The organism is Streptomyces sp. TLI_171 (assembly GCF_003610255.1).
Classification (GTDB): domain Bacteria; phylum Actinomycetota; class Actinomycetes; order Streptomycetales; family Streptomycetaceae; genus Kitasatospora.
Genome location: NZ_RAPS01000001.1, coordinates 7826237 through 7843392 on the forward strand (window position 1 = coordinate 7826237; position 17156 = coordinate 7843392).

General features: G+C 70.7%; 16 protein-coding genes. 9 read left to right on the forward strand and 7 right to left on the reverse strand.

What is annotated here, in order from left to right; genetic code table 11:
* The first annotated feature begins 86 nt into the window (after positions 1-86).
* A complete protein-coding gene (locus BX266_RS34990; RefSeq protein ID WP_099906622.1) occupies positions 87-527 on the forward strand; it encodes an ester cyclase in 441 nt (146 codons plus the stop codon).
* Between the two features lie 118 nt (positions 528-645).
* Here BX266_RS34990 and BX266_RS34995 read toward each other — a convergent pair whose 3' ends face one another.
* Together BX266_RS34995 and BX266_RS35000 are read right to left on the reverse strand one after the other, a co-directional pair.
* Positions 646-1170: a DUF6193 family natural product biosynthesis protein gene (locus BX266_RS34995; protein ID WP_143687071.1), complete on the reverse strand. Its 525-nt coding sequence runs from the start codon at positions 1168-1170 to the stop codon at positions 646-648.
* A 446-nt stretch (positions 1171-1616) separates the two neighbouring features.
* Positions 1617-2024 carry a hypothetical protein gene (locus tag BX266_RS35000; protein ID WP_099906626.1) on the reverse strand — a complete coding sequence of 136 codons (408 nt, stop codon included), beginning with the start codon at positions 2022-2024 and terminating at the stop codon, positions 1617-1619.
* Positions 2025-2430: 406 nt separating this feature from the next.
* On the opposite strand from BX266_RS35000, the gene BX266_RS35005 reads away from it, so the two are divergent.
* Positions 2431-3576, forward strand: a complete 1146-nt coding sequence (locus tag BX266_RS35005; RefSeq protein WP_310794828.1) for a benzoate/H(+) symporter BenE family transporter — start codon at positions 2431-2433, stop codon at positions 3574-3576.
* A gap of 208 nt (positions 3577-3784) precedes the next feature.
* On the opposite strand, the gene BX266_RS35010 is transcribed toward BX266_RS35005, so the two are convergent.
* On the reverse strand, positions 3785-4954 hold the full coding sequence (locus tag BX266_RS35010) for an AI-2E family transporter (protein WP_259465001.1): 1170 nt from the start codon (positions 4952-4954) through the stop codon (positions 3785-3787).
* 366 nt (positions 4955-5320) lie between these two features.
* Here BX266_RS35010 and BX266_RS35015 point away from each other — a divergent pair, with 366 nt between their 5' ends.
* Positions 5321-6223 (forward strand): hypothetical protein, encoded by a 903-nt coding sequence (locus tag BX266_RS35015; protein WP_099906631.1) that lies wholly within the window; start codon positions 5321-5323, stop codon positions 6221-6223.
* An 85-nt stretch (positions 6224-6308) separates the two neighbouring features.
* On the opposite strand, the gene BX266_RS35020 is transcribed toward BX266_RS35015, so the two are convergent.
* Positions 6309-7580 (reverse strand): amidohydrolase family protein, encoded by a 1272-nt coding sequence (locus tag BX266_RS35020; RefSeq protein ID WP_099906633.1) that lies wholly within the window; start codon positions 7578-7580, stop codon positions 6309-6311.
* A 302-nt stretch (positions 7581-7882) separates the two neighbouring features.
* On the opposite strand from BX266_RS35020, the gene BX266_RS35025 reads away from it, so the two are divergent.
* The gene (locus BX266_RS35025) at positions 7883-8605 is read left to right on the forward strand and encodes a hypothetical protein (protein ID WP_143687072.1); all 723 of its coding nucleotides are present in this window, start codon (positions 7883-7885) and stop codon (positions 8603-8605) included.
* Between the two features lie 556 nt (positions 8606-9161).
* Here BX266_RS35025 and BX266_RS41315 read toward each other — a convergent pair.
* Positions 9162-9326 carry an EspF repeat-containing protein gene (locus BX266_RS41315; RefSeq protein ID WP_107490742.1) on the reverse strand — a complete coding sequence of 55 codons (165 nt, stop codon included), beginning with the start codon at positions 9324-9326 and terminating at the stop codon, positions 9162-9164.
* Here BX266_RS41315 and BX266_RS41320 point away from each other — a divergent pair.
* Together BX266_RS41320 and BX266_RS35040 are read left to right on the forward strand one after the other, a co-directional pair.
* Entirely contained in the window at positions 9310-9543 is a 234-nt protein-coding gene (locus BX266_RS41320; RefSeq protein WP_107490743.1) for a hypothetical protein, read from the forward strand. The two genes, BX266_RS41315 and BX266_RS41320, sit on opposite strands and share 17 nt — an antisense overlap.
* A 404-nt stretch (positions 9544-9947) precedes the next feature.
* On the forward strand, positions 9948-10304 hold the full coding sequence (locus tag BX266_RS35040; protein WP_099906639.1) for a hypothetical protein: 357 nt from the start codon (positions 9948-9950) through the stop codon (positions 10302-10304).
* An 836-nt stretch (positions 10305-11140) separates the two neighbouring features.
* Here the strand turns inward: BX266_RS35040 and BX266_RS35045 are convergent.
* Complete coding sequence (locus BX266_RS35045) at positions 11141-12109, reverse strand: ABC transporter substrate-binding protein (protein WP_099906641.1); 969 nt, start codon at positions 12107-12109, stop codon at positions 11141-11143.
* Positions 12110-12339: 230 nt separating this feature from the next.
* On the opposite strand from BX266_RS35045, the gene BX266_RS35050 reads away from it, so the two are divergent.
* Positions 12340-13764 (forward strand): aspartate ammonia-lyase, encoded by a 1425-nt coding sequence (locus tag BX266_RS35050; protein WP_099906643.1) that lies wholly within the window; start codon positions 12340-12342, stop codon positions 13762-13764.
* A gap of 123 nt (positions 13765-13887) precedes the next feature.
* On the opposite strand, the gene BX266_RS35055 is transcribed toward BX266_RS35050, so the two are convergent.
* Positions 13888-14109: a hypothetical protein gene (locus BX266_RS35055; RefSeq protein ID WP_099906645.1), complete on the reverse strand. Its 222-nt coding sequence runs from the start codon at positions 14107-14109 to the stop codon at positions 13888-13890.
* Positions 14110-15228: 1119 nt separating this feature from the next.
* On the opposite strand from BX266_RS35055, the gene BX266_RS35065 reads away from it, so the two are divergent.
* Together BX266_RS35065 and BX266_RS35070 are read left to right on the forward strand one after the other, a co-directional pair.
* Positions 15229-16191, forward strand: coding sequence for an ABC transporter substrate-binding protein (locus BX266_RS35065; RefSeq protein ID WP_259465002.1), 963 nt, complete (start codon positions 15229-15231; stop codon positions 16189-16191).
* A 1-nt stretch (position 16192) separates the two neighbouring features.
* Positions 16193-17155 (forward strand): amino acid ABC transporter permease, encoded by a 963-nt coding sequence (locus tag BX266_RS35070; protein ID WP_099906649.1) that lies wholly within the window; start codon positions 16193-16195, stop codon positions 17153-17155.
* Position 17156: the final 1 nt, after the last annotated feature.

The following is a 17156-nucleotide window of genomic DNA, read 5'->3' on the forward strand; positions in this document are numbered from 1 at the left end:
CGGCCTTGATTTTCTTACAACATAAGAGAATACTCACCATCGCAAACTTACGACGTAAGAAATCAGTTGCCGCAAGGGGTGTCACGATGTCGACCGCCACCAACAAGCAGGTCATCCGCGACTTCGTCACCGCGCTCAACGACCGCTCCGGCGAGGGCTGGGTGCAATTGCTCTCCCCGACCGTCATCGACCACAACAAGATCATCTTTGGGGAGGAAGACGCCCCCGGCGCAGCCATCGAGGGTTTCCGCCTCCAACTGGCCGCCTTCAGCACCGGGGCCACGGGCGACGGCTTCCACATCGAGCAGCTCGTCGCCGAGGGTGACGAGGTCGTTGCCCGGCTGCGGGTGGCCGGTGTGCACACGGGTCACCACGTCCGGATGCCCGAGCCGACCAACCGCCGCTGCGACGTCGAGCAGATCTGGATCTTCACCGTCCGAGCCGGCCGCATTGCCGAGATCCGCGCCGTCAGCGACCGTCTCGGCATGTTCATCCAGCTCGGCTGGGACTGGCCGACCGTCGACTGAACCCGGTGGCTGATCGCCGAACGGCATTCACCGCCGGGCCCGGACCGCGCCACCTCGCTCTGCCGCGCGGCACATGGTGATCGTCCACGGAATCGCGGCGGGCGCCCGATCGCGCGTGCTACGGCCGACCGGGGAGGGCGGCGACTACGAGGGCGACGGCTTCCTCCGGCGTCCCGGTGCGTGCGACCAACTCCCCGTCTCGGCGCCGCACCCCGTACTGGCGCTCGTCGTGCGGGAACAGGCCGTACCCGACCTGCCCCTCCCAGAGGCCGAACCCGACCTGCTTCTTCTCGGAGGGCTCGATTCTGGTGGAGAACCAGACATTGAAGTGGCTGGTGATCGGCGTCAGCCTGCGCAGCGCCGGTTGGGCGTACGCCGCCACCAAGAGCGCGTTCGTGCGCGGGAACCGGCCCCAGTCCGACGTGTGGTAGCGGTCGAGCTTGACGTGCCACGCCAACTCGACCGCGCCCAGGGGCTCTTGCTCGTGCACCAAGGCCCACGGGCGGAACTCGATGCACGGGGCCTGGGCTCTGGTCTCCCTCAGCCCCGCACCGCTCATCCACGCCACCGCTGCCCTGACCGCTTCGGTCGGCTCCGCGCTCCACCCACCGGCCACGATCACGCCGTGGCTCTCCAGGCGCACCCAGAGGTCCCCGCACTGCCCACCGCGCGGATACACCGCCCACGGCCGCGAGCCCGTCATCTCCTCGCGGGGCGGATACACCGTCACCCGCCGCCCGAGCCGCTCGTCGACGTACCTCGCGGCGGACGGAGGCGCACTGTCCGGCTCGGGCAGGACAATCCCGAGGCCCTCCGCCGTACGCCGCAACACCTCCCGGAGCACCCCGCGACCCCACTGCCGCCCGCCTGCCCCCGCCCCCACGTTCATCCACCCAGTATGCGCCGCGGCAGCGCCCTGCCCGTCTGGCCGGGAGGAGTCGCGGTCCTGGGTGCGTCGTCGTTCGACCGCCGCCTGAACGGGCCCGGTGGTGTGTGGACGGGAAGTCGCAGACCGGGGCCCTGGACCGGCCGCGGCGCGGGGTGCTGCGGGGGACCACCCGTGAAGGTCCCCCGCAGCGTCGGGCCTGATCAGGCGCAGGCGAGCTGCCACGATCCGTAGGTGCCGGAGATGTAGCTGCCGTTGTCCTCCAGGCCCGTGCGGAAGAAGAAGCAGGCGCCCTCCGCGAAGTCCCGGTCGAAGGCGCCGGTGTAGGTGTAGCCGGTGTAGCCGCCGGTGTAGTCGTGGTAGTGCTTGCCGTCGCTGGTGCTGGCCAGGCCCATGGTGGGGGTGGTGTATTCCAGGCGGACGCCGCGGCCGTCCTTGCACAGGTCCATGAAGCGGAAGGTGTCTCCGTAGTTGGACCAGCCGGTCACGCCGCAGGTGTCGTCGGACGACGCGTAGTCGTTGATCTCGAACGCGGACGCCGTGTTGGCGATTCCGACCGTCATCGCCACCGTGGCCGCGGCCGTCACCACGATGCGCTTGAGCGTGAACACATGTTCTCCTTGGAGAGCGGAGGATCGTCGCGGTCATGACGAAATGGGGCTCCGCAATGGGCCAGGACTATGCCTCAAACATGATCATCTGACAACTGGTCTGCACGAAGCCGCCCATGACTGCACATCACCTCCACGCCAACGGCGATCCGAGCACCGTTCACCTGTAGTTCAGACGTCGAGCCGCTGGCGACTGCTCGGTGGACCGGACGCGACCCTCCCGGAGTCCGTGCCCGGACCCGGCACGGCTGCCGGAAGGGGCTGCCAGGGTCGGCGAGGGCGTGCGTCGGGGTGACGGGATACTGCTGCAATGTCAGATCACCGGACTTTGGCTCCTGCGGGGCCCGCGCCGACCGAGCTCCCCGTCCCGCCGGCGGGACGTCCCTCGCTGCGGCGGGACGTCTCGTTGCCCGCTGTGCTGGCCGGTCTGGTGTGCGTCGCCGTGTCCTTCTCCGGCCCGCTGGTCGTCGTGCTTGCCGCAGCGTCCGCCGGGCACCTGGACCAGGTGCACACCGCCTCGTGGATCTGGGCGGTGTCGATCGGCAGCGGGCTGACCTGCCTGCTGCTCAGCTGGTGGACCCGGACCCCGGTGATCACGGCTTGGTCGACGCCCGGCGCGGCGCTGCTGGTCGGTAGCCTCGGTGCCTATCCCTACCCGGAGGCGATCGGGGCGTTCCTGCTCAGCTCGGTCGCCGTCGCACTGTTCGGTGCCACCGGCCTGTTCGGGCGACTGATCAGGGCCGTCCCGACCGGCATCGTCAACGCCATGCTGGCCGGCATCCTGTTCGCCTTCGGCGCGGGCATCTTCGCCGAACTGCGCGCCGCCCCCGTCCTGGTGCTGGGCAGCTTCACCGTCTTCCTGCTGGCGAAGCGCCTGGTGCCGCGCTACGCCGTCCCGCTGGCCCTGGTCGCGGGCGCGGTGCTCGCCGCGGCCACCGTCGGACTCCCGCTGCACCTCGGCTCCGGCGGCCCCACCCACCCCGTCTGGACCACCCCGGCCTTCTCCTGGCCCGCAACCGTCGGCCTGGCGCTGCCGCTCACCATCGTCGCGCTGGCCTCGCAGAACGCCCCGGGTCTCGGCATCATGCGGGCCTCCGGGTACCGGCCCGACGACCGGCTGCTGATCGGTGCGACCGGCGGACTGTCGGTGCTGCTCGCCCCGTTCGGCTCGCCCGGCGTCAACCTGGCGGCGATCACCGCCGCGATCTGCACCAGCCCGGAGAGCCACCCCGACCCGCGCCGGCGGTACGTGGCCGGAATGGCCACGGGCCTGCTCTACCTGCTGGTCGGCAGCTTCAGCGGCCTCCTGGTCAGCCTGTTCACCGGCCTGCCGCACGCCCTGATCGCGGTGATCGCGGGCGTCGCCCTGCTGGCCTCCTTCCAGGGCAGCCTGGCCGCCGCGGTCGCAGAGGAACGCGGCCGCGACGGCGCGGTGGTCACCTTCCTCGCCACCGCCTCCGGCCTGACCCTGTTCGGCATCGGCGCACCGTTCTGGGGCCTCCTGCTGGGCTTGACGACGCACGCCGTTCTGACGCGCCGTCACCGGGGTTGAGCTGGTCCGCTGCTGGCCAGGAAGCGGAGTGTGGCGGGCGGGCACGACGGTCCGGCACGGGCAGGGCGGGGGCGGCGACCCCGGCATTCGGGAAACGATCTCGCCCCGCTGGGAAGCGATCTTCAACCGGGAGCGACCCTGATCGTCAACATCGCCGCAGTGGCCTGAGCTGGTTGACCTGCTCCCCGGGCGGGGGACGGTGAGCCGGTCAGCGGCGGTCGAGGTGGGGGAAGACGAACTCGTCCAGCAGGAGGCCGAGGGCGACTGCGGCCGGGACGGCGACCAGTGCCCCGACGATGCCCAGCAAGGCGCCGCCGATCAGAACGGCCACGATCGTGACGAACGGGTGGACGTCGACGGCGAACTTCATCGTCCGCGGCATGATCAGGTAGTCCTCCAGCAGCCGGAAGCCGATGTAGAAGCCGGCCGTGGACACGGCGACCGGCCAGGAGACCGCGAGGGCGACGAGACTGACGACGATGCCGCCGATGGTGGAGCCGACGATCGGCACGAGGTCCATCAGGGCCACGAACACGCCGAGGGCCGCGGCGTAGGGCACGCCGACCGCGGCGCACCACACGGCGGTGGCGAGGCCGGCGATGGCGGAGGTGGCCAGGTTGCCGAGCATGTAGCGTCCGGTGCGGGCGAGGATCTCCTCGGTGAGCTCGCGGGCCCGGGCGCGGCGGCTGCCCTTCACGAAGCGGTAGCAGAACTCCTTGATGTCGGGCATCCCGGCCATCAGGTACAGGGTCACGGTGGCGACCACGGTGACCGAGGTGACGGTGTCCAGCAGCAGGCGGCCGGCGCCCAGCACACCGCCCATCAGGCCGGGGCCTCCGCTGCCGCCGAGGGCGTTCTTCGCCTGCTCGGCGAGGTGGAAGCGATCCTCGATCCGACCCAGCGCCGAGTGGTGGTCGTGGACCTGGTCCAGCCAGAGCGGGATGCGCCGGGCCAGCACGCCGGCCTCCTGGCCCACCGGGGGGACGACCAGGAACAGGAAGCCCGCGACCAGCAGCAGGAAGGCGCCGAGGACGGCGGCCACCGCCCAGCCGCGCCGCAGTCGGCGCCGGCACAGCGCGGCGACGATCGGCTCCAGGCTCACCGCGAGGAAGACGGAGAGCAGCAGCAGGGTCAGGAACTCCTCCAGGCGCAGCAGTTGGCGGAACAGGAACCAACCGGTGAGCGCGCCGAGCGCCAGCCGCAGACCGGTGGAGAACCCGGGCATCCGGGCCCGGGAGGAGTACGGGCGGGGCTCCGCGGTCGGCGGCGGGTCGGCTGCGGGCGCGGTCGGCGCGGCGTCATGGGGCACCAGCAGCCGTCGGCGGATCCCGTCCGCGGCGCCGGTGGTGACGACACGCAGTCCCGGTGGCATCTTCATAGGGGCAGATCCGTTTCGCGTGCGGGACTGTGGGCACCGTCCGGTTGCCCCGTCGCGCCGAGTCGAAGCACTCCGGCGACGCTGATCCGGCCCGCGGGCCGCCCGATCGGCGGATCTTCAAACGCCACTGCCCCGTTCGGGCCGGCCGGCGCTCCCCACGGGGCTTCGCGAACGAGCCCCGTCACCGGCCCAGCACCCGAGCCGAGGAGAGCGCGCAGAAGATGTTCACGGCCATCTCCGCCGTCGTCCGAACTCCGTTCCCGCCGATGGAAATGACGTGGTCGGATCCCGGCGCGCACTGCGGGGCTGCTATCTTCCATGCCGCCCGGGGTGATCATCGGCCCGGAGTCCGGTACTGGAGAACTCATGAACCGTAGCGCCAAGGCCCCTTCCGCCCTGCTCGGCGGTGCCCTGCTCGCGCTCGCACTGAGTGCCGCGCCGGCACAGGCGGCGGGGAACGGGTCGATCACCGGGTCGATCAGCGGTGTGCCGTCCAAGGTGCCCGCCGGCGGAAGCTTCCAGATCTCCGTCACCAGTCGGTCCAGCTCCGACGACGCCATCCTGGTCGACCAGTTGAACCTGACGCTGTACCGCTCCAGCGGCTCCGCCGGCGGGGTCAGCGTGCAGTGGCAGGACCCGGCCACCGGGCAGTGGGTCGATGCGTCGGGCGGCGGCGACAGTTGGAGCCTCGGCGGGCGGCGCGGCCTGGCCACCGTCCCTCCGCACGGCACCCTCGTCACCCACGCGCGCATCTCCATGGGCAGTGCCACGCCGGGGTCCTACACCGTCAGGAGTCCCGGCATCATTGGCTACGAGCTGCTCGGCCCCTCCGGCGACCCGATCGCGGGACACCTGGACAGCATCGAATCCGCGCAGGTGTCCTTCAGCTACGCAACCGGCGGCGGCGCGGCCCCGCAACCCACCCCGAGCACCCGGCCGACCACCCCGCGCACACCCAGCACGCCCGCCAGGACCGCGGCCGCCCCGGACGCACCGGCCGACGCTCCGTCGACAAGCCCCACGCCCACGCCCTCCGCCACCGACACGCCCACCGCCACGGCAACGCCGACGCCCGCCGACTCGGCGCCGACCCCGACCCCGACCCCGACGCCGTCCGGGGCAACCGCCGCCGTGGCGGCCACCGGCAGCGCGCGCTCCGCCACGGTCCCGCTGACGCTCGGGGCCGTCGCCGTGACGGCCGCCGCAGCGACGTTCGCGATCGTCGCGCTGCGCCGCCGCCGCACCGGGGCGGAACGCTCCGAGGACTGACCGGCGGCGATGGGCGAGGGGGCATCGTCTGTCGGCGAAGGCTGCGGGGCGGCCGTGGCCGCGTCGGGGCGGCACGGTGCGGGTCTCAGCTCAGCTGGTTCTTGTGGATGCGGCCGTTCTTGACGATGAGTGCGAGGTTCGTCTCGGGGTCGGCGAGGAGGGTGATGTCCTTCGTCGGGTCGCCGTTGACGATCAGGAAGTCGGCCCAGGCGCCGGGGCGGATGACGCCGAGCGGGGCGTGCCGGTAGGGGTCGCGTTCGCCGGCGAGGCGGAACAGCTCGGCGTTGCCGGAGGTGGCGATCTTCAGCGCCTCGGTGGGGGTGAAACCGAACCGGGTGGTCAGCCTGGTGAGCATCTCGCCCTGCTTGTGGGACTCCGCGGGGTCGAGCAGGAAGTCGGTGCCGAAGGCGAGTTTCACGCCGTGGGCGCGGGCCCGTGCCAGGGTGTCGCCGACGCCGTCGCAGACCTGGCGGTTCTTGGCGACCGAGTCGGGGTTGGCGAAGGTGTGGTCGCTCTCCAGCAGGGGCTGAGTGCTCAGCCAGACGTCCTCGGCCGCGAGCATGGCGATGGTTTCCTCGTCGGCGAGCAGGCCGTGTTCGATGGACCTGACGCCCGCTTCAACGGCTCGCCGGATGCCCTCGTCGGTGAAGACGTGGACCGAGACGTAGGTGCCCCAGTCGGCGGCGGCCTCGACCGCGGCCCTCAGCTCGTCGGCGGTGAACTGCAGGGTGTCCAGGGGGTCGTAGGCGGAGGTGACCCCGCCGCCGGCCATCAGCTTGATCTGGGTCGCTCCCCGCTTCAACTGCTCGCGCACCGCCGTGAGCACGCGTTCGCGCCCGTCGACGACCCGCATGAACGACAGGGCCTCGGCCCGCGAGGGCGTGCCGCCGAACAGCGCCGAGGCCTGGTGCACGTCGGAGAAGTCGCCGTGCCCGCTGGTCTGGGAGATCGCGGCCTGGCTCGGGTAGATCCGGGGGCCGGGGAACAGGCCGCCGTCGATGACCTGCCGCAGGCAGGCGCTGTCGCCGCCCATGTCGCGCACGGTGGTGAAGCCGCGCATCAGCATCCGGCCGGCCTCGGCCAGCGCCTTGTAGTAGAGCACCCCGGTGGGGGCCAGCAGCATCTCGGGCATGGTGGCCGCAGCGGCGAACAGGTGCACGTGTGCGTCACTCAGGCCCGGCATCAGCACCCGGCCGCCGCCGTCGATCATCACCGCGTCGGGACCGGCGGACCCCTCCTCGACGATCAGGCCGTTCTTGACGCAGACCGAACGCACCTCGCTGACCTGGTCGGTGATGCCGTCGAAGACGCGCACATTGTGGACCACGAGTGGGGGCGCCGCAGGAGGTTGGCTCATGTCCCCGTTCTAGCTCGGGGCGGTCCCTTGCTGCGCGAGGGCGTCGGCCAACCGGGCTGCGACCATCTGACTGACGTCGACGCAAAGTTGGTCGGTGTCTCGGCGGCCGCCCCGGGCCGGGCTGCGTGACGAGTACCCGCTCGCCGGTCGCCGCGCGCCCGATCGGGTGGTGGCTCTCCGGGGCGGGTGGCGCCCGAACTGCCTGCCACCCGACTGGCGGACAGTCTGGCTGTGTGCGAACGGGTAGCGTTCGGCCAGGCCGTTCCGGCCTGTTCCCGTCCCGCCGCTCGGATGGAGACCGCATGCCCCGGACAGTGCGTCCCACGTCCCGCACGGCCGCCGGCCGAATCGCCCGGTGGCTGGCCGCCGCACCGCTCGTGGCCGTCCTCGCGGCCTGCGGTGGCGGCGGGGGTGGCTCGGGGTCGGGGACGGCGTCCTCGGCCGCGCAGTCCGAAGGCGACCTCGGTGGCTCGCCGCCGGCGGAGGGCTCAGGACAGCCGGACGACACGAGGACCGGGGCCGGCGGGAACCAGGGCGGGTTCAACGCGGCCGGCCAGGTCTCGGCGAACGCCAGCGGGACGTGGGCCCTCGCCCGGATCGGCCTGTCGAGTCCGCGGAAGGGCACCTTCTCGGCGACCGTCAGCCAGGTCACCGACTGCACCGGCGGCAAGCAGTCCGCGCCCGCCACCCCGGACAGCCAGCCCATCACGGTGGTCGACGGCAACTCGCCGACGACAGCCGACTTCACCCTGACCGGGCCGACACCGCCGGCCGGAAGCGAACGCACGATCTGCGTCACCGTCACCGTCGACGGCGCCAGCAGCCGGGTCACCGCGGGCGGAGCCGTCGACGTCCCCGACAACACCCCCGCCGACGGCAACAGCGATGAACCCGGCACCCGCCCCACCGACAGCCGTACATCCGACAGCGGTACACCCGACAGCGGAACGTCCGACGGCGGTACGCCGGACGGAGAGGCGTCCGAGCAGCCCGCGCCCCTCGCCGAATCCGCGAGCCCCCGCTGAGCGCTACCGACGAGCGACCGTCCGACGGCGAGCCGCCGGACGGACCGGCCCCCGCCGGGCCGGAGCAGCAGTCCGGCCCACCGCAGCCGGAAGGCCGCTCGTGGCGCAGCTGGATCGGCCTGATCGCCTCCTGGATCGCGCCGACCACCCTCATCACCGCCCTGCTGTTCTTCTTCGGCTACGCCTACACCGACTCCCTCTACAGCTACTTCGGCGTGGACACCGCCACGATCGGCTTCTCCACCCAGCACCTCCTGCTCCGCAGCTCGGCCGCGCTCTACCTCCCCGCCGGCATCGCGCTGTGCGGCGCCCTGCTGGCCGTGGCCGCCTACCACCTGGCTACCCGGACCGTCCGCAGCAGCCCGCAGGGGCGCCGCACCGTCCGCCGGGCCTGCCGGACGGCCGCGCTGCTGGCCGTCCCGCTCGCGGCGCTCGGGTTCCTCGCCGGCTTCGAGGTCGTCGACGCCGGCCCCATGGGCACCCCGCTCCTGCTCGGCGGGGCGCTGCTGCTGGTGGTGCTCGCGAGGCTGCTGGCCGTGCGCACGACCGGCGCCGCCTACCCGCTGACCGGGGAACGCGCGGCGCTCGGCATCAGCGTGGCGCTGATCGTGCTCTGCTCGTTCTGGACCGCGGGCGGCTTCGCCCACCAGAAGGGGCACGCCGACGCCGAGTGGCTCGCCCGCAACCTCGCGCTGCGCCCGGCGGTGGTCCTGGACACCACCGAGCGCCTCTACCTGCAGTGGCCCGGCGTGGACGAGCGGGCACTGCCGGACGCCGGAGCAGGGCAGACGTTCCGCTACCGCTACCGGGGCCTGCGGCTGCTCGCGCAGGCGAACGACCGGATGTTCCTGATCCCGAGCGACTGGACCTGGAAGGACGGCAACGTGCTGATCCTTCCGGCGGACGCCGGCGTCCGGGTCGTCTTCCACCCGGGCTGACGCACAGTCACCCGCGCCACCGGGCCGATGAGCTGTGGGCCGACGGCCCCTTCGCGGACGAGGCGGTGCCGCGGCCCGTCCCCTCGATGCAAGGAAGTCCTCGCCGCCTTCATGCACCTGGCCGGCGACCCGGTGCCCATGACCCGGGCGAACGCGCTCAGTGCACACCTGACGGACCCAAACTTCTGCGCCCGCCTGGAGCCCGCAGCCGGACTCGCCCTCCGCGGTGTCGGGCGCCTCGGCGACATCGACCATCGTGCCGCAACGGCGAACCGGAGCCACTGACGGCACGCCATGGCCAGGTCGTTCTTGCTGTCTGATATATGAGACAACTCGTCTTGCCATATGGATAGCCGTTAGGGTCGTGGACGTCAGCCCCCAGGCAAGCGATCGGATGGTGAGCGATGCCCAAAACGGTCATTCATGTGTTCCACGACGATGACGACTCCCTCGCCACCGGAACGCGAGTGGCGCAGCGCGTCCAGGAGGTCGCGGCTGAGCGCGGGGTGGTCGTCGAGGTCTTCTGTTTCGGTCCGGCCCAGCGTCGTCTCAGCAGCACCGATGGCGAGGGGCCGGTTGCGGTCTTCAACCGGCAGATCGACGGGTTGGTCGCGAGTGGTGTCGTGGTCGGTGCCTGCGTGAACGCGGCCCGCACCGAGGGCACCGAGGAGGAGCTCACCGCACGTGGGCTCAGACTCACCGTGGCACGCGACGAGTTCGTGCGCTTCACCCTTGAACAGGCCACCGTCATCACCTTCTGACGCGGCACCAGCGGCGACCGGTCCGGCACCGACGCGACGCGCGCCAGGACGGTGTCGGCCGAGATCGCCCTGGCCGACCCGGACTTCGTACTGATCGAGAGCCCATCCGCCGGATGGCCACCTGGTCGCGGTTCTGCTGTTCGGTGGCGACGATCGGGGCGTTGTAGTGGGTGCCGTAGCCCTCGACGATCCGGTAGGTCCAGCGCCCATCGAGGTCGTCCGGCAGGTGACGCCCCGCCTCCGTTGGCGGAGGATCGGGACCCCTCGATGACGCCCGCCTGGTCGGCGTCCGGTCCGGCGGCCCGGGGGTGGAACGACCCGCCACGGAGCCCTGAGGCAGGCCCGGGAAGCCGACCCGCGGCCTTGGCGGAGGCGGAGGTTCTCGCTCAGGGTCCCCAGGTCAGAACCTGCGCGGTGGCGAGAGCGGTGAAGGTCACGGCAGCAATTCCGATGGCGACCAGAGGCACCCAGCTCGGCCACGCCGTGCGGAGCTCGACCGGCTCGGGCACCGGGGTCCTGTGAGAGGCGGCCGATTCGCGCTCGGGCGTCTCCGGTGGAGAAGCTGCCCGGGGACTGCGGGGCCGCGACGAGCCGGTCGGGGTCTTCGGATTCATGGCAACCTCTGTTCTGCCGACGGATGTCGTAGAGCTTGGTTGCCAGGTGCCCCGGTGTGCATCGTGCAGCGGTTTCGCATCGCCGGCCGCGAAGCCGGACCCCGCCGGCGAGATCACCGTCTCCGGGCGGACGGCCTCTCGGCCCTCACCGTCCGCTCGGAGCTTGGGCGGCCGCCGCAGTCCGGACGTTCCTGGTGCGGCGGCCGATCATCGTTCGATCGGTCAGTCGAGGGCGCCGTTGACGGTGGCCTTCGGGATGGCGATGTCCGGAACGTGGTAAGCAGCGAGGATCTTGCCGTACGAGCCGTCGTCCATCAGCGACTGGAGTGCGGCCTGGATCGACTCCTTGAGCCCGGGCACGGACTTCGAGACGCCGATTCCGATGGGGGAAGCGCTGGTGGGGCCGACGGCGGTCTTGCCGACGACGGTCTCGAATGTGACCCCTCCGTCCGCGGTGTCCGCCACGTAGGCCGCGGTCACCTCGTCGAGGAAGTCGGCGGAGACCTTGCCCGACCGCAGGGCCAGCTGCGCCTCGGAGTCCTTCGGGAAGGCAAGGACGTTGATGGGGGGCTTGCCCTGCTGCTTGCACAGCTCCTGGCGCTGGTCGAGGATCTTCTGGTGGTTGGTGCCGGTCTGCACCGAGACGCTCTTCCCGCAGACGTCGGTGACCACCTTGATGTTGTCGGGGTTGCCCTTCTTCACCAGCCAGCCCGGACCGGCGTTGATGTAGTCGACGAAGTCGACCGCCTGCTCGCGTTCCTTCTTGTCCGTCATGGCGGACATCACGGCGTCGAACTTCCCCGCCTGGACGGCGGGGATGAGGCCGTCGAACTTCTGGCCTGCGAACTCGAACTTGGTTCCCAGGCGTGCGGCGATCGCCTGGCCGAGGTCGTAGTCGATGCCGGTCATCTCCTTGCTTCCCTCGGCGACGTACATCTCGAAGGGCGGGTAGGGCAGGTCGGTCGCGACCCGGACCTTCCCCGCCTTCTTGACCGCGTCGGGCAGGCCGGCGGTGAGCTTCGGGTCCGCGGAGATCCGCACGCCCTTGACGGCGACGGCCGGGAGGGTGGGAGCCGCGTCGTCGGACTTGACGGCGGCCGACGATCCGCAGGCCGTCAGTGCGAGTCCGCAGGTGGAGGCCAGAGCGACACACGCGATTGCTCTGAGAGAGGTGGTGCGAAGTGAGGACATGGCGAGGCCCTTCGGTCGTGCGCTGCGGGAGGGGGGTGAACGCGCTGCGAACAGAAGTTACAGCTAGCTGTCACTGGGGGTGAATGTATTGGAAGTTACATTCATGCAACGGCTGGTGCGTGCGGCCGCCGCTGAGCCTGGCTGTTGCAGAAAGTACAGAAACTCTGCTACCTAGTGCTTCTGAAACGTGCAGCAGAAGCTGCCGGCACTCACAGCCGAACGCGGAGACCATGAACCCCCACCTCGCACCCAGTGACCGCGGAGCAGTCGACCAGCGCGTCGAACGCGACCTGCTGGGCGAGCGCCACCTGCCCGCCGACTCCTACACCGGGATCCACACGCTCAGGGCCACCGAGAACTTCCCCCTGACGGGAACACCCGTCTCCGCGCACCCCGAACTGGTCGCCGGGATCGCTGCCGTGAAGCAGGCCGCCGCGCTCGCGCACCACGACCTGGGCGTCCTGGACGCCGACCTCACCGGCGCCGTGGTCGCCGCCTGCCAGGAGATTCGCGACGGCCACTGGCACGAGCTGTTCGTCGTGGACGTCCTTCAGGGCGGGGCCGGCACGTCGACCAACATGAACGCCAACGAGGTCATCGCCAACCGCGCCCTCGAACTGCTCGGAAGCAAGCCCGGCACCTACACGCTCCTGAGCCCGAACGACCACGTCAATCTCGGGCAGAGCACCAACGACGCCTACCCCACCGCCGTCAGGTTGGCGTTGTACGAATCGGCCCACACCCTGGTGCCCGCGATCGAGGAGCTCGCGGCCGCCCTGGGCGAGCGCGGCGTCGCCTTCGACGCCGTCCTCAAACTCGGGCGAACCCAGCTCCAGGACGCCGTCCCCATGACACTCGGTCAGGAGTTCAGGGCGTTCGAGCTGGGAGTGCGCGACGACATCGCGGCCCTCGCGCGTGCCGCTCGCGCGCTGTGCGAGATCAACATGGGCGGCACCGCCATCGGAACCGGCCTCAACGCGCACCCCGGCTTCGGTCGAGCCTGCACGGACCACCTCGCCCGCATCACCGGCGTCCCCGTACACCTGGCCCGCGACCTCGTCGAGGCCACCCAGAGCACGGCGGCGTTCATCGAACTCTCGAGCGCCCTGCGACGCTTCGCCCTGCGCCTGATCAAGCTCTGCAACGACCTGCGCCTGCTGGCTTCCGGACCTCAGGCAGGTCTCGCGGAGATCAAGCTGCCCGAACTCCAGGCCGGGTCGAGCATCATGCCCGGGAAGGTCAACCCGGTCGTCCCCGAAGCCGTCACGCAGGTCTGCTTCGACGTCATCGGTGCCGACACTGCCGTGGCCTTCGCAGCCCAGGCGGGCCAACTGCAGCTCAACGCCTTCGAGCCGCTCATCGCCCACAGCTTGCTGACGGCCCAGCGCCGGCTCCGCGCGGCCTGCACTCTCCTCGCCACCGCGTGCATCGGCGGAATCACCGCCAACGCCGAGCGCACCCACCATCAGGCCAGCATGTCGGCTGCCCTCGCCGCAGCCCTCAACCCGGCAATCGGCTACCAGCGCTCGACGCAGATCGCCCGCCGCGCCGTCAGCGAGCAGCGATCGGTCAGAGACGTGGCCTGTGAAGCCGAGGTCCTCCCGCCCGAGGTGCTGGACGCGCTCCTCGACCCCCGTCGCCTGGTGGGCGATTGACATCCCCGCCCACCGGGCGAGGGGTGAGTCCCGGCCCGTTCACCGGGCCGGGTCCGCGCGTACTGGCGTACGAACCTGACGCTGGGTCGGCTCGCGCCGCTGTTCTGGGTGCCGCCACGGGCCTCAGCCTGTGCGCGGAGCGGCAGGCCGAAGCGCCAGGCGAGGCCAGTGCACGTACAGGTGGAGGTTGAGGTTGGCGAAGGACACGGTCGAGCCGCTCTTCCAGGCGCGGTATCCGGTGCCCTTGGTGAGGTCGGCCTCGAAGGTCGGGCCGATCTCGTAGCTGATCCCGTACTGGTAGGTGCTGCGACCGGCGTCCACCAGCTCGGTCGCCATCTTGACCATCTGGTAGGGGTGCGCGGTCGTGGGGGCGGGGGAGGAGAAGACGTCGCTCCAGCGGCTTCCCGCGGTGCCGGTGGAGGGTGCGTAGGAAGGCTTGGCTGAGGCGGCGGTCCAGGTTGCGGGGGTGTAGGTGTCGCCGCTGGCGAGGTAGGTCCACTTGACGTTGTCGATGGACCAGTAGCCGCTGTGGGTTCCGACCGTGGCGTTGCCCAGGCCGCGAGGGACACATCACGCAGTCGAAGCCTCCCTCGGGCCGGTAGGAGAGGTCGTCGGGGTGGCTGCTGCTGATGGAGGTGCAGGGGCCGTAGCGCAGTCCGTCCCAGCTCTCGCCGCCGGTGACCATGTCGGGCCCTCGCGATGGTCGTTCCCGCGCTGGTGCCCATGATCGCCGCGCCTTCGCTGAACTTGGCGCGAATCGCAGCCGGGGCCGGGGAGTCGGAGCTGTCGGCCTTGAGGAGGGTGGCCACCAGGCGGCTCTGGTCACCACCGCCGAAGAAGGAGCCCGTCATCGAGTTGATCTGGTCGAGAATGCTCCGGCTGGAGTTGTCGGCGATGTGGTCGAGGTCGATCGGGATCCACTGGGCGTCTGCCGCGCCGAAGGTGCCCTTCAGAAGATCGACGTAGTACGCGCCGTTGCAGACCGAGTTGCTGTACGTCGCCGGATTGTTCGCGTTGGGGTTGTTGGCCGGGACGTCGGAGGCGGCGGTGATGACGCCGATCCTCGCGGGGCTGGGCGGTGGAGGCGGCGGGCATGGCCGCGGCGGCGAGGGCGGAGCGGCGCGATGGCGCAGCCGGCGGTGCGGTTGGGGGAGACGGCGCGTGCGGACAGGGTCATGCGTGCTCCTGTGGGGGAGGCGGGACCGCTCGTGGCGGTGGCCCGGGTGGGGGGCGTCGGTGCAGCAACGGAACATACAGATCGGTCCATGAGTGCGGGAGATGTAACGGCGCGGCAGGAGGGAAGCGTGACTGTCCGATCGGTCATCAGGCGGTTTGTATCCCGGTCGGCCGACGTTACCTATTCGTAACTCCCATTACATATGGCGCGGAGTTGGTTTGCCTGTAACGTCCTGGCTTGCGGCGCAGCTCCCTGAGCGCCGCTCCAGGTTCTCGAAAGGTTGCTCCGTGAACTCCTCTGCCACCCGCAGACCGGCCCTGCTGGCTGCTCTCACTCTGTCCGGGGCGCTGGCCCTGACCGCATGCCAGAGCGACGGCGCGGGCAGCTCGCCTGCCGCAGGGGCCGGTTCCGGCCCGGTCACCGTCGCCGGAGTCGCCATCAGCGCCGACGCCGGCCTGCACGGGTCGCTCCCCGACGCCGTCAAGAAGGCGGGGAAGGTGCGGGTCGCGACCGACATCCCGTACCCGCCGTTCGAGATGTACGTGGCAGAGGGCAAGACCGAGATGACCGGTCTCGACTACGACCTCGGCCAGGCGCTGGGCGCGAAGCTCGGCGTCACCTTCGACTTCCAGGCCCAGAAGTTCGACGGCATCGTCCCGGCCATCCAGGCCGGGAAGTACGACGTCGCGATCAGCGCCATCACCGACAACAAGGAGCGCGAGAAGGTCGTCGACTTCGTCGACTACTCCGCCTCCGGCACCGGCATCATGGTCGCCAAGGGCAACCCCGACAAGATCGTCACCCTCGACGACCTGTGCGGCAAGAAGGCCGCGGTCCAGACCGGCACCAACCAGCAGAAGCTCCTGGAGAAGCACCAGGCCGACTGCACCGGCGCCGGGAAGGCGCCGATCGACGTCCAGGCGTTCCCCAAGGACTCCGACGCCCAGCTCGCCCTGCGCTCCGGCAAGGTCTCCGCGGACGTCCTCACCAAGCCGGCCGCCGGCTGGACCGCGAAGACCGCCGACGGCGGCGCCACCTTCGAGGTCGTCGACGACCCGGCTGCGGAAGGCGGCTACAACGCCTCCCCGAACGGCATCGCCGTCTCGAAGAACCTTCCGCAGCTCACGGACGCCATCCAGAAGGCGCTCCAGTCGCTCATCGACGACGGGTCGCTCGCCAAGATCTACGACAAGTACGGCGTGGCCTCGATCGCCGTCAAGTCGGCCACCAAGAACAGCGCGGTGGACTGACATGCCCGCCACCGCGCACCGCCCGCCCAGCGCGCCGTCCGCCGACGCGACCGGCGCCGACGAACTCGTCGCCGTGCCGGTCCGCCACTGGGGACGCTGGCTCGCCGCGCTCGCCGCCCTGGTCTCCCTCGTGGGCCTGGTGGGATCGCTGGCCAAGAACCCCAACCTGCACTGGGACGTCGTCGGCCACTACCTCTTCGCCGACCTCATCTTCGACGGACTGGCCACCACCCTGTGGCTCACCGTGGCCGCCATGGCCGTCGGTCTCGCGCTCGGCACGCTCGTGGCGATCATGCGCCTGTCGACGAACCCGGTCCTGTACGGCCTTTCCACGCTCTTCGTCTGGCTCTTCCGCGGCACCCCGCTGCTGGTCCAGATCATCTTCTGGGCCTACGCCGCGGCGCTGTACAAGCACCTGATGATCGGCATCCCCTTCACCACCACCACGTTCGTCGAGTTCGACACCAACGAACTGCTCACGCCGTCGATCGCCGCACTCCTCGCCCTGGGGCTCAACGAGGCCGCCTACGCCTCCGAGATCGTCCGCGCCGGCATCCAGTCCGTCGACCCCGGCCAGACCGAGGCCGCCCACTCCCTCGGCATGAAACCCGCGCTCGCCATGCGCAGGATCGTGCTGCCCCAGGCGATGAAGGTCATCATCCCGCCCATGGGCAACGAGACCATCAACATGCTCAAGACCACCGCCTACGTCTCGGTGATCGCCGCGCACGACCTGATGTCCAACATCCAGGACGTGTACGCGCAGAACTACCAGGTCATCCCGATGCTCGTCGTGGCCGCCCTGTGGTACCTCGCCCTCACCACCGTGCTCAGCGTCCCCCAGGCGTGGCTGGAACGCCGCTACGGCCGCGGCACCAGCCGAGCCGCCCAGGTCTCCCCGCTGCGCCGCATGTTCGTCGGCGTCGCGGAGCTCCTCCCGTCCAACCGCAACCGGAAGGGCTGAT